We start from the raw sequence: 11,646 nt of genomic DNA, 5'->3' as shown, positions 1-11,646 counted from the left end.
CTCGTCCGTTTTTCCCCAGAATCGCTACATTCCCCATGAGTATCGAGCTAAAAACCGACCCGAAATACGGCTACTACCCCTGGTGGCCCGAGAATGGCGACGACTGGATCCACCCCGAAGACGTGGAGCTGGCCCGCCGCATGGTGCCCAGTCCGCGGGTGTGGCGTCGCGACGGCCAGCAGGGCGAATTCGTCGTGCTGACGTACGGCCAGCACATCTTGCGGGTTCGCCGCACGCTGTGGAAAGAGCTGCCGTACGAAGGGTTCGACATCGGCAATCTGGTCGAGGTGCGGACACGCGGGATGCAAAACGACCACCGCACTGGCACCATCACCGAGATGCTGTGGGACGACCATACCGGGACGCTGCGCTACCAGGTACACGAGCCGAACGATGAAGTCGAAAGCAAGCGGACCTATACGGCCGAGGATCTGAAACACGTGGAACAAACCGACGCGCGACCGGAGGTACGAATCGAACCACCGGAAGAGGATGGAGAAGAGTACGAATTGAAGTAAGCTGGAAGCTCTGCTCCGACGAGGCGCAGCTCATCCGGTATTGAGTGTTGGGAGCCAGCATTGATCCCGGCGGCTTAGTACGTCGGCGCACCGTCTTCGAGGCCCAAACGCTTCATCTTCTTGTACAAAGTGGTGCGATTGATACCCAGGGTGTCGGCCGTTGCATTGCGGTTCCAGCCGTTCGACTCGAGCACTTGCAGAATGATTTGTCGCTCGGGACCTTCCAGGGCTTCCTTCAAAGTCTGTCCAGCGGTGAACGTGGCACTGCCGCCCGTGGAGAGTCCGGTGCGAAGTTCGAGCGGTAAGTCGCCCAACTCGATGACCGGCCCTTTGCCCAGCAGCACGGCACGCTCCACGACGTTCTGAAGTTCACGGACATTGCCTGGCCAGCCGTACGACCGCAGGCAGCTGAGCGCCTCGTCGCTGAAGCCATCGACCTGCCGGTTAACGTCTTCCAGGGTCTCGTGTAGGAATCGCTCGGCCAGCAGTGGCACGTCGCTCACGCGTTCGCGAAGCGAAGGGAGCTCGATGTTGATCACGTTGATGCGGTAGTACAGGTCCTGACGGAAGGTGCCATCGGCCACGTTCTTTGCCAGGTCTTCGTTGGTCGCGAGGATCACGCGGACGTCCACGTTGTGGGTCTTGGAGCCGCCGACCGCTTCGAAGGACAGCTCTTGCAGCACTCGCAGCAGTTTGACCTGCATGGCAGGGCTGGCGGTGCCGATTTCGTCGAGGAAGATAGTGCCGCCGTCGGCCTGCAGGAACTTACCCGTCTTGTCGCCGGTCGCGCCGGTGAAGGCGCCCGCCACGTGGCCGAACAACTCGCTTTCCAACAGGTTTTCGGGCAGGGCACCGCAGGCCACTTCGACGAAGGGTCCTTTCGCGCGGCTACTTCGGCGGTGAATCGCGCGGGCGATCATGCTCTTGCCGGTGCCGCTCTCGCCGGTTACCAGCACCGTGGCGCGGGTATCGGCGATGCTTTCGATCATCTCGTACACACGCAACATCCGCGGGTCCTGGCCCACGATGTTGCCCATGCCGTAGTGCTTGTCGAGCTCGGCCTTGAGCTGCGAGTTTTCGTTGAGCACCTTGCGCTGCGAGAGTGCCCGTTCCAGGGCCATCAGCAGTTCTTCATCGATCAGCGGCTTAGTCAGGAAGTCGAACGCCCCCGCACGGATGGCCTCGACGGCCATGTCGGGAGTGCCGTAACCGGTCATCAGCAGCACCTGCATGGCGGGCCACTGCCGGAGCGACTGGCGGAGGAAATCGAATCCGTCCTCGTCGCCCAACCGGACGTCCACTAGCGCCAAATCATAACTCGAGCTACCGCAAGCCTTTGCTGCTTCGGTGGAGTTGCGGGCGGTGTCGATCTCGAAACCCTGCTCGCGTAGCCAGTCGGCCATCGATTCGAGCACTTGGTAGTCGTCGTCAACAAGTAGGAGCTTTGCGCTGGACATGATTGGCGAAACAAGTGGGGCAGCTTGGATGTACAGTGGGTGCGGACGCAACGGGTGTTGCGAAGCACCACAAGTATCTAGGTCACCTGTTGCCAACGGTCAACAAAACCGCAAAGGCATCAAGCCGGCGGCGAGATCTGGCAACCTACAATCAGCACAAGCGGACCTGCTGGAGCATGCAGCGTGACGCGTAGATTCGCCAATGGTGGTGGGAGCCACTCCCTAGGTTGTCAGCGACCGATGCGGCCACCGCGGAAACCGGTGCTGGCCCACGGCCTCGAAGTTGCCAGCTTTCGACAAGAACATCTGGTGCGTGACCACAATCTCGCTATCACTGGCCTGAATGTAGTTGAAGCTGTTCTTCTCTCGTTCTCGGGCGCGGCCGCGCCGGGAAGTAGAAGTGCCGCACTGGACGATAGTGATGCCCCGGTCGCGCTGCTTGCCGGCGTAGATGTCCAGCGAGTTGCCGATATACGCCCGATGCAGGTGCCCTCCCAGGATCATGTCGACTCCCAACTCCGCGAAGCGGTCGAGCGCCCGCTTGGCCTTGGGCATGACGTCCGTTTGCTCGTAGTCGGGGGCGGGGGCGAAGTGGTGATGGGCCACCACCACCTTGAGCGTCTCATCGGGATGGCGCGAGAGTACCTCGGCGGCAAAGTCGAGCTGCCGCTCGTGGATCCGCCCGTTGGTGATCGCCGTGTAGGGCGACATGGAATTCAGGGCCACAAACACCGCGCCGGGGACCTCCGTAACGGTGTCGAGCTCGCTGGAGATGTGTTGGCGGTAGTTGCCGTACGGGTTGGTGAGCCGTTCCCACACGCGATACACCGGCACGTCGTGGTTGCCTGGCGTGACAATGGTGGGCACTGCCGGCAGAGTATCGAGGTACGCCCGGGCCGCGGCGAACTGCTCTGGAGTGGCCCGCTGCGTGAAATCGCCGCTGGCGACAATGACCTGCGGTGCCAGCCGCTGTACCGATTCTCGCAGCCTTTCGCCCACTTCGGGTAGATACGGAGGGCCGAAGTGCAAGTCGGAGATATGACAGATCGAAAGCATACCCTATCTTGTTCGTTATTGTCGCCCACTGCAAATCACCTGGCCGCTACCCACTATGACTGACAATATCGACATCCACCGCCTCATCGACCGGCCAATCGAGCACCTCGACGCCACGCAGCGGCGGTGGCTAAAGCCGCTCGGTATCGTGGCTGGTGGACTGCGGGCCATCCTGTTTGGGATAAACCGTCTGGTGATGCGCATGCTGTTTGGCACCAGGGCGATTGGCCTCGAACACCTGCCCGACGGAACCTTTCTGCTGTGCCCCAACCACACCAGTTCGCTCGATCCGGCGGCGATTCTATCGTTGATCGACTACCGCACAGCTCGCCAGCTTCGTTGGGCGGGACGTCGTGGTGCGGTGCTGACCAATCCGTTTCGCCGGTTTGCCAACCGCCTGGCGGGAACCATTCCGCTGGATCGCGACCTCTCGGCCCTGGCGGTGGGAGCGGCAGCCCTGCGCGAAGGGTACTCGCTCGGCTGGTTCCCCGAGGGCACCCGCACCACCACAGGCGAAATGCAGGAATTCAAACCGGGCGTCGGCATGCTGATGGCCACACTCGGCACACCGGCCGTGCCTGTTTACATCCACGGCGCATTCGAAGCCTGGCCCCCGACGCGGAAACTGCCACGCAAGCTTTGTCGAATCGAAGTTCGCTTCGGCCCACCGCTGTTGCCACGAGACTTCGTGCAGGATGAATGGGACGAGCAGACCGCGATTGATAAGTTGACGGAAGAGTTGAGGCGGAGAGTAAAGGAGTTGGGGGATCGTGGCTAACCGCGACAACAATAAGCCGACCAGACGTGGCTCGTCGGCTAGGCGCTGCAGATCAGGATGACGTGTCTGGAATCGCTATCCCGCCCTCGGATGGGCTCGCTCGTACGCTGCACGGAGCGTGCTGGTCGAGACGTGCGTGTAGATTTGCGTCGTGACCAGGCTCTTGTGTCCCAGCAGTTCCTGTACGCTGCGGATATCGGCGCCGCGGTCCAGCAGGTGCGTGGCAAAACTGTGGCGTAGCGTGTGGGGCGAGGTCCGGCCGTCGAGCGACGCCGTGGCGATGTGCTTTTCAAGCATGCGGCCTACGCTACGCGTAGTGAGCCGAGTACCAAAGCGGTTGGTGAACACAGGCGCCGCGCGCCCCGACTCTTCCTTGGACGACAGTTCTCGCACCGCCAGCCAGTCTCTTAGGGCCGACGCGGCGTAGCTGCCCACGGGGGCAAGGCGCTCCTTGCGCCCCTTTCCACGCACGTGCACAATGCCCTGTTCGAGGTCCAGGTCGCCGTCGTTCATGCCCACCAGTTCGCTTACACGCAGACCAGCCGAATAGAGCGTCTCGAGGATCGCCCGATCGCGGATCCCTTGCTTGCCACGCTTCGGCGGAGCGGCCAGCAGGCGGCCGATCTCATCGGTAGTGAGGAAGTGCGGCAGCTTGCGGCTCTTACGTGGGTTGCGCAGCGCGGTGGCCGGGTTTGCTTTCGCCCAGCCCTCGCGCTGACCGAAGCGATAGAAGCTTCGCACGGACGCCAATCGCCTTGCGATGGACGTCTTGGCAAAGCCCGCCTCGGCCAGCGCCGCCACGTAGCCGCGTAGTTCGACGGTGGTGATCGAAACAGGGTCCGGCGCCAGACCTGCATCGTCCGCCAAATACTCGGCCAGCGAGATCAGATCCTCTCGATAAGCCTTCAGCGTGTGCGGGCTAGCGTTGCGTTCCGCATCCAGGTGCCGAAGGAATTGAGCGATCTCGCGATGCATCTACTCGTCGATATCGCTCGATTGAGGAATGGTGAACCGCGCTCGTTCGCGCGACGTGGCTTCGTTACGAATCTTTTTGCCCAGCACCGCGGCGTCATACCAACTGAAGCTCAGTTCCGGATTCGCGGCATGGCGACCCAGCATTCGCAAGGCGTCGGCCTGCTGCGAATCGTCGAACAGAAAGATGTAGCGTTCTTTGCCTTTGACCAGTGCAAGCACATTGATGTCGTCGTTCACAGCCGGGGCCTCCGTGCAGGCGGGTTCGTGCGGGGGGAAGTTGCGGGCCGCAGCGGAGCAAGCGGTGCAATCACACACCGCAGCTCAACGGCTATTACCTGCTGGGGCCGAATCCGCGGCCCGGTCTGCAAGTCTTGCCTAGACGCTGCTACAGGACCCTATCGGCTATTTGACCAATGCCGCACCACTCGGGTTTCGGTTGCTCCGCCACGCGCCGAGAGCATCTCGCTGATATGCAGGTGGCAACAGAAGCGAATGAAGTCTTCGCTGCGTTCCAAGTACGAACGCCACCCGCCAAACCGCGCGTCGTCGCGAAATTCGACATAGGCCGCAAGGGCCGAAGTGAATTCAGGATCATTACCCAAGAATATCCGAGTATGCGTCATGACGGGGCCGGGATTGTTGATGCAGGGAGGCCGCACAGGCGAAGGACCAGGTGGAATGAAACCGTGCGGATCAGGCCAATCGGGCGGCAACCCGCCCCCAAAATTATTTTCCATCCCCGGAGCGATTGCGCTAGCGGTAGCGATTGCATCAGACGCTGGCGGTGCTTGCGCTTCGTGGACGGCCACCTTGTATGTCGACTGCTTGCGCGGTCGCCACACGGTTTCGTCTCCTGGGTTGCTTTCCGCAGGTGCTTCGTAGGTTGGCGAAACATCCGCATCCTGTGAGCCGTGGCTTTCCTCGGCTGGGAGGTCGAAATCTGCGGGCTGCTGGTCCTTGGTTTCCGCAGGCAGCGCGTCGGTGTCAGGTTCTGCGGCGGTCGGTGGAGTCGAAGTGAAACGACTACGGATATCAACCGGTGGTGCGCCACTCTTTGACGTACCGCCAGGGGTAGAGTCCAGTCTGGTTGGCGGCTTGGGAAGCGGTGGTACCGGCAAGTCCTCGTCCGATGGCATCACCGACGGTGGATACATGGGCTGCGCGTCGATCGGTAGCATGTAGGCCGGTTCGCCAATCTTGCTGCAATCGGGCGATTGGGTTTTCATCTGCTCGCGGGCCAGGGCCATCTCCGCTTCGAACACGATGTCCTGCGGAATGTACTCCTCTTGCCGCGTGCCCCAAGGCAAACCATAGCCAGCCGGTATCTCGTGGAAGCCGGGGTTCGTGGCGTACCACTCGACCCGCATACCGCACCGCGGCGGATAGTAGGGGGTGTAGTCGGTAACCGCTCCCACCACTACGGCGTCGGCGCCCAGGATGTTGCCCAGGCGTCGCACTTCCTCGGGGTCCGCCGTGTTGATGTTGTTTTCCAGAATGGCTTCTTCCACCACGCCCAGTGGTATGACTTCGAAGCCCGGTACGGCCTGTAGCTCGGCAAAATAAGCCAGCGCGAACTGCCGTCCGTTGACGGTGGGTTCGTCGCTCAGGTTAAAGAACGGCAGCACCGCCACGCGGCTGAGCTGTGGAAACGGGTTGTGCACCACCGGCATGGTTGCCACTTCGGGAAGCACAAGGCTGCACCCCGTGGCGAGGGTGGTAAGCAGAATAAGCGAGCAAAGTCGCGTGAGCAGTCGCATCGACAGTTTCGCTTTGTGGCCGGCAGGCCCCCCTGCTAGCAACACAAGCACCCGGCGCGCACGCCCGTGCCTGCAAAGTACATCGGCACAATCGCGATAATCGCTTTAACCGAAAACCTGGTTTGTCGCGGCCCACTCGGACTGCTGGCGTGAACTACGCTTTCGGAACGCCGCGGTATGCCTGAGCGCATGGCGTCGGCCCTTTTCCCTCGCCGGCACTGAGTCTGGCGACACTCCCCTGCCCTACCCTGCATTTTCTGTCGTTGGAGAATTCATGATTCATTCGTACACTGCGCGACTGCTACTCACTGTGACTCTGCTTCTGACGCTGGTTGTCTGTGGCGATGGCTTTGCCCGTGGGCGTGGCGGCCCGCGCGCTGCTGGTGCCCGTCCGGCGGGTGCGGTGCAGCCCGGTGCACGTAACTTCAGCGCTGCCTCGGCCAACAACCTTCGCACGGCTGCTCCTAGACCGGGCAGCCAGAACTACGGCAACTTAAACGTCGGACAGCTCAACCAGACTCAGCAGAATGTAGGTCGGGCTGCCACCCCATCAGCCACTGAGCGACGAGCCACCTCGCCGCAGCAGGTGCAGCAGTTCCTCTCTGGTAAGGCTCAAAGCAATGCGGCGCCAAGCCAACCAGGCAGCCGCACCAATCAGATCCAAACGAACCGGTTCGATACCACTATTCAAAACTTCAGTTCCACAAACATCGAAGTGCAGACCAATCCCTCGGCTGGCAATGTGCAGTCGGCCGTCAACAACTGGCAAACGGGACCCGAGCCCTTCACCCCTGTCTGGTACGCCAACCACCCCAACGCCTGGCAAGCCACGCATCCTTACGCTCGCCCAGCGGCTGTTGCTACGGCCGCCAGCGTCCGGGCTTGGACCGCCGCGACGGCGTACCCCGCGTCCTATTCAGCCGGGCGACCGACGGACGCGGTCGGCGGCGACCCTTACTTCTACAATAGTGCGGCCTACGACGAGGCTTCCGGCGAGCCGGCCCCAGCTCCGCTGGCGGCCGAGGGCGGCGAAGAGTGGATGACACTCGGCACCTTCGACCTTTCACCGGGCCCCAACTCGCCCCCCACCCGCGTGATGCAACTGTCGATCAGCCGGCAGGGAAAGGTACGAGGCGTGTACTCCAACCAAACCACCGGCGCGACACAAAACCTGTCGGGCTCGCTCAACCGCGAGCAGGAACTGCTTACCTGGACTGCCGACGGTAAACCTTCGGAGGAGTATTCCACGACGATCAACGACCTGACATCCGGGCACGGAAAGGTTTTGGTCATGAAGCCCAGTGGGGCCTTCGAATGGATTGTCACCCGCCGCGATTGAGCCCCCCGGCTACAACAATCCATCCCGGAAACACACCCCGCCGCGGTGCCGCGCTACGATTGATTCGTCATCGTAACCGGCGCCGCGGTGTTGTTTTTGGCGGGCTGCCCTTCTCTACGCTGATGTGTTGTCTGCATCGTGGTGGCGAAGGAGCCGGAGAGTTCGTCGGACGATGTAGCCGGTACGGAATTCGTGTCCTGTTTTTCCATTGTGGCGGTCGGCAGCTTCGGGTATCATAAATCCCCTAATCTCATGGCCTCTAGGTCGATGTGAAACAGGGGTGCGATTCGATGATAAAAGCTCTATCCCAGGCCACGCTCGCTTTGGTGTTGGTCGCTGGATCGGCCCAGGCACAGTACCGCACGTACGACGGCACCAACAACAACCTTGGATTCCCTGACCGGGGGGCCGCTGGCACGGGGATGATTCGCTTTGGTTACAGTGCCCGGTTTCTCGACGGCCAGGGAAACATGATTGGCGACGAGCAGCGAGCCAATGCTCGGGATATCAGCAACGCCGTGTTCGCCCAAACACAATCGGTGAAGAGCGTTCGTGGCTTGAGCGATATGGCTTGGGCCTGGGGGCAGTTTGTGACGCACGACCTGGAAATGGTCATGACCGACGATGGTCCGGAGGTTAACGGCGAAGCCCCCATCGCGATCAACGACGCCGGCGATCCGCTGGGACCGGCGCCCATCCCGTTTGTACGTGCCAATTGGGAAGGTACGGGGGGACGCAGTCCACGGACTCCCGTTAACAATGTGACGAGCTATTTGGATGCGTCGCTCGTCTACGGAAACGACGCAGATCGCGCAGCCGCACTTCGCGCCGCAGGCGGTAAGCTGGCCATGGGCGCCAACAATCTGCTACCCAAGAACACCGCCGGCCTCGAAGTCGAGAACCACGGCCCGCTCCCGAGCACCGACATGTATCTGGCAGGCGATATTCGAGCCAACGAGAACCCGCTGTTGACGTCGCTGCAAACCGTTTTCGCACGTGAGCACAATCGCCTGGTGGATGCCATTGCTACGGCCGATCCCCAGTTGGACGACGAGGGCCGTTTCCAACTCGCCCGCAAGTTGGTGGGGGCGGAGATTCAAGCGATCACCTATAACGAGTTCCTGCCTGCTCTGATCGGCGATGGACCTACCACGCCCCGTGCGTCGGATCACGCCTACAGTTCCAGTAGCACAGCGGCGATAACCAACGCGTTTGCCCATGCCGCGTTTCGCTTGGGGCACAGCCAGGTGTCCAGCAATCTGCAGGTGAGGGACGCCGAGGGCAACGCCACGGACTTGCCGCTACGCAATGCGTTCTACAATCCCACGCTCATTGATGGCGATCCTGGCCTAATCGATGGCTTGCTTCGCGGGGCAGCCGCGCAGCGTGCAGAAGAAATCGACACGCTCATGGTCGACGATCTGCGCACGTCGCTGTTCGGGCCGCCCGGCGCTGGGGGTATGGACCTGGCGGCGATCAACATCCAGCGTGGACGAGACGCTGGACTGCCTGACTACCTCGATCTGCGACGCAACCATGGCCAACCAAGCCTCTCCAACTTCGCCGGTATCACTCACGACACTGAGCTCGCTGCGGCGTTGGCCGATCTGTATAGCAACAACATTTTGAACGTCGACGCTTGGGTCGGCGGCCTGGCCGAAGACCACGTGCCTGGTGCCAGCGTTGGCAATTTCTTCAAGGCCGTGATCGACAGCCAGTTTGCCCGCCTGCGCGACGGCGATCGCTTTTTCTACACCGGCGACGTGGCCGGGCTCTACCAGGACGGCGCGCTCGCCCCCGACATCGCCGCGATCGTCGACCTCGACACACTCACGCTAGCCGATGTGATCCAAAGCAATACCGACGTAACCGGCTTGCAAGACAACGTGTTCTACGTGCCTGGCTTCGTGGAACTCAACGAAGGCGACTTCAACAACGATGGCAAGGTAGACCTGGCCGACTACACCACCTGGCGCAACCACCTCGGCAACGGCATGAACCAGGATGCCTATGAATTGTGGAAGGCCAACTTTGGGTTGGTACTGGGTGAGGTGCCTGGCGTTCCCAGCGGCGGTCCGCGTCGCCTCGCCGTACCCGAGCCGTCGTCGGTAGTCACCGCTTGCCTGTTGGCTGGCGTGGCTGCGATCTTTTCGCGAAGCTCAGTGTCGATATCGGAGCAATAGCATCGACTCGCGCGCTCGCGTTTTGGGACAAGTTGGACAACGTCCCATTCATTGTCCCAAAACTCGCCCCGCGCCAGCCCCCATCGAATTTCTAAGTCATTTTAAGACAACACCTTACGACTCCTGCCGGTTTCAGGGCCTCTCGAGTTTTGGAACAGCTGTTGTTCCACAGCTTTTGAATCCACCGATAGTGGCCAATCGCTCTGCGAATGAGCGAAGCGCTCCTGGCGCACAGTTACTAACAACTTCTCAACCTTTAACACAACCAGGGGCCTCACGGCCCTCGCTCGCTGTTTGTACAGAATACTACGTGGCTCAATTAGATCACTCTGAAAGACAACTTCAACAGCGAAGTTTTTACACTGTCGAGTTGGTGGAGTTTGGCGGAAGCAGGCAGTCGGACTGGCAAGAATTCGGAGCGAGAGCAACACCAATCATCACTAATAGCAGACCAGCTACGCGAAGTTATGGCAGAACGGTGATATTTGTAGTGCGAAAAGAGTGCACAGGGCGATGTGGCCGCGGGAGCATGGAGTGGACAGCGGTTGCCGCACAGGAGTTTTAAGCCGAGGCAGTTTGGCGAGGCGGAGTCACGGAGATTATATTCAGTGAAGAAGCGTATCCACCATTTCCTCACTCCGAAAGATGCTGATTGTAGGTACAATGTGCGAAGGCGATTCACTCTCCAGAGTACCCTACTCGGGGTCAGCGTTTTCTGCATCATCGCGGCTATTGCTGTGGGTTTGAGTTGGTACATCTTGCACCGACGCCCGATTGAACAACTATTTGGTGGTTCCCGGAACGTTGCAATTGTAGCGCATCCCGAACGTGTTGAAGCATGGCGTGTGGGGCCGTTGCCGGAAAGTATCAACTGGCAGGACGCCCTATTCACGGATTATCCTATAACGTCAGGACCGTTCTTAGTTTCCGAAGCAACAGCCAGCGAAGTTTCAACAGCCTTGCTTTCGCCTCGTACATATGTATGGGACTCCGCGAAGTCGTGCGTTCCAGCATACGGAATGCGACTGTCCTTCGTTAACAAGTCTGGAAGAGTAGACATCTTGCTTTGTTTCGAGTGTGACGTCCTGCTTGTGGGTCGCGATGGCCACTTCATCAGCGGCGAAGATTTTGATTGTTCCCGTGCAGTCTTCGTGCGTGCCGCTAAAGAGGCATTTCCAAACGACGATTTGATGCAACAACTCGACGAAGACCGTTTTAACGACGGGACATAAGCGAAGTCCGTGCCAACCAAATGGTTGTGTCTCAACCCCACATTTGCACTGGTCCTGGTCCGGTCCTGCTGTTGTCCCTATCGCCCTTGGGGCGTCCGCTAGAATCCGCCTCGGCTTCATAGTCCTGTGCACTTTCCGACTGCTTGGAAATGCCGTTGAGCGTGACACTCCTGCGCACCTTACCCCTGCTCCATCTAAACCGAGAGGAACGGAATCACCGGAACAGTTCGCGCATAGCGTCAGGCAATCTCTGTTCTCTCCGTTTCCTCCTGTTCAATAGACACACCGCGGCCCAATGGCGGTCTCGGAAACGCTCCGGCTAGTGGATAATCGACTGCTCGACCGCTGGTT

The 11,646-nt window shown here is 60.4% G+C and carries 10 protein-coding genes; 5 read left to right on the top strand and 5 right to left on the bottom strand.

Annotation, left to right across the window (positions count from 1 at the left end; all coding sequences use genetic code 11):
- Nucleotides 1-35: 35 nt before the first annotated feature.
- Nucleotides 36-518 (top strand): DUF6960 family protein, encoded by a 483-nt coding sequence (locus NG895_RS24895; RefSeq protein WP_252855261.1) that lies wholly within the window; start codon nt 36-38, stop codon nt 516-518.
- A gap of 74 nt (nt 519-592) precedes the next feature.
- Here the strand turns inward: NG895_RS24895 and NG895_RS24890 are convergent, their stop codons facing one another.
- On the bottom strand, nt 593-1,978 hold the full coding sequence (locus tag NG895_RS24890) for a sigma-54-dependent transcriptional regulator (RefSeq protein ID WP_252855281.1): 1,386 nt from the start codon (nt 1,976-1,978) through the stop codon (nt 593-595).
- Nucleotides 1,979-2,197: 219 nt separating this feature from the next.
- Nucleotides 2,198-3,031: a metallophosphoesterase family protein gene (locus NG895_RS24885; RefSeq protein ID WP_252855260.1), complete on the bottom strand. Its 834-nt coding sequence runs from the start codon at nt 3,029-3,031 to the stop codon at nt 2,198-2,200.
- 55 nt (nt 3,032-3,086) lie between these two features.
- Here NG895_RS24885 and NG895_RS24880 point away from each other — a divergent pair, with 55 nt between their 5' ends.
- Nucleotides 3,087-3,809 carry a lysophospholipid acyltransferase family protein gene (locus tag NG895_RS24880; RefSeq protein ID WP_252855259.1) on the top strand — a complete coding sequence of 241 codons (723 nt, stop codon included), beginning with the start codon at nt 3,087-3,089 and terminating at the stop codon, nt 3,807-3,809.
- Nucleotides 3,810-3,884: 75 nt separating this feature from the next.
- On the opposite strand, the gene xerC is transcribed toward NG895_RS24880, so the two are convergent.
- The 3 genes from xerC to NG895_RS24865 form a co-directional block, all read right to left on the bottom strand.
- On the bottom strand, nt 3,885-4,784 hold the full coding sequence (gene xerC / locus NG895_RS24875) for a tyrosine recombinase XerC (RefSeq protein WP_252855258.1): 900 nt from the start codon (nt 4,782-4,784) through the stop codon (nt 3,885-3,887).
- On the bottom strand, nt 4,785-5,021 hold the full coding sequence (locus NG895_RS24870; RefSeq protein WP_252855257.1) for a hypothetical protein: 237 nt from the start codon (nt 5,019-5,021) through the stop codon (nt 4,785-4,787).
- A 158-nt stretch (nt 5,022-5,179) separates the two neighbouring features.
- Nucleotides 5,180-6,541, bottom strand: coding sequence for a hypothetical protein (locus tag NG895_RS24865; RefSeq protein WP_252855256.1), 1,362 nt, complete (start codon nt 6,539-6,541; stop codon nt 5,180-5,182).
- Nucleotides 6,542-6,815: 274 nt separating this feature from the next.
- Between NG895_RS24865 and NG895_RS24860 the strand changes: the two genes are divergently transcribed.
- From NG895_RS24860 to NG895_RS24850, 3 genes are all read left to right on the top strand, one after another.
- A complete protein-coding gene (locus tag NG895_RS24860) occupies nt 6,816-7,880 on the top strand; it encodes a hypothetical protein (RefSeq protein WP_252855255.1) in 1,065 nt (354 codons plus the stop codon).
- Nucleotides 7,881-8,170: 290 nt separating this feature from the next.
- Nucleotides 8,171-10,063, top strand: coding sequence for a peroxidase family protein (locus tag NG895_RS24855; protein WP_252855254.1), 1,893 nt, complete (start codon nt 8,171-8,173; stop codon nt 10,061-10,063).
- A 608-nt stretch (nt 10,064-10,671) separates the two neighbouring features.
- Nucleotides 10,672-11,295 carry a hypothetical protein gene (locus NG895_RS24850; protein ID WP_252855253.1) on the top strand — a complete coding sequence of 208 codons (624 nt, stop codon included), beginning with the start codon at nt 10,672-10,674 and terminating at the stop codon, nt 11,293-11,295.
- Nucleotides 11,296-11,646 lie beyond the last annotated feature (351 nt).

This window comes from Aeoliella straminimaris (genome assembly GCF_024054565.1).
Lineage (GTDB): Bacteria > Planctomycetota > Planctomycetia > Pirellulales > Lacipirellulaceae > Aeoliella > Aeoliella straminimaris.
This window is presented reverse-complemented; position numbering and strand designations above follow the sequence as displayed.

What these genes read in the sequence shown, in the direction of transcription:
- NG895_RS24860 (WP_252855255.1), top strand. Translation starts at nt 6,816, where the DNA reads ATGATTCATTCGTACACTGCGCGACTGCTACTCACTGTGACTCTGCTT.
- NG895_RS24895 (WP_252855261.1), top strand. Translation starts at nt 36, where the DNA reads ATGAGTATCGAGCTAAAAACCGACCCGAAATACGGCTACTACCCCTGG.
- NG895_RS24855 (WP_252855254.1), top strand. Translation starts at nt 8,171, where the DNA reads ATGATAAAAGCTCTATCCCAGGCCACGCTCGCTTTGGTGTTGGTCGCT.
- xerC (WP_252855258.1), bottom strand. Translation starts at nt 4,784, where the DNA reads ATGCATCGCGAGATCGCTCAATTCCTTCGGCACCTGGATGCGGAACGC.
- NG895_RS24885 (WP_252855260.1), bottom strand. Translation starts at nt 3,031, where the DNA reads ATGCTTTCGATCTGTCATATCTCCGACTTGCACTTCGGCCCTCCGTAT.
- NG895_RS24880 (WP_252855259.1), top strand. Translation starts at nt 3,087, where the DNA reads ATGACTGACAATATCGACATCCACCGCCTCATCGACCGGCCAATCGAG.
- NG895_RS24865 (WP_252855256.1), bottom strand. Translation starts at nt 6,541, where the DNA reads ATGCGACTGCTCACGCGACTTTGCTCGCTTATTCTGCTTACCACCCTC.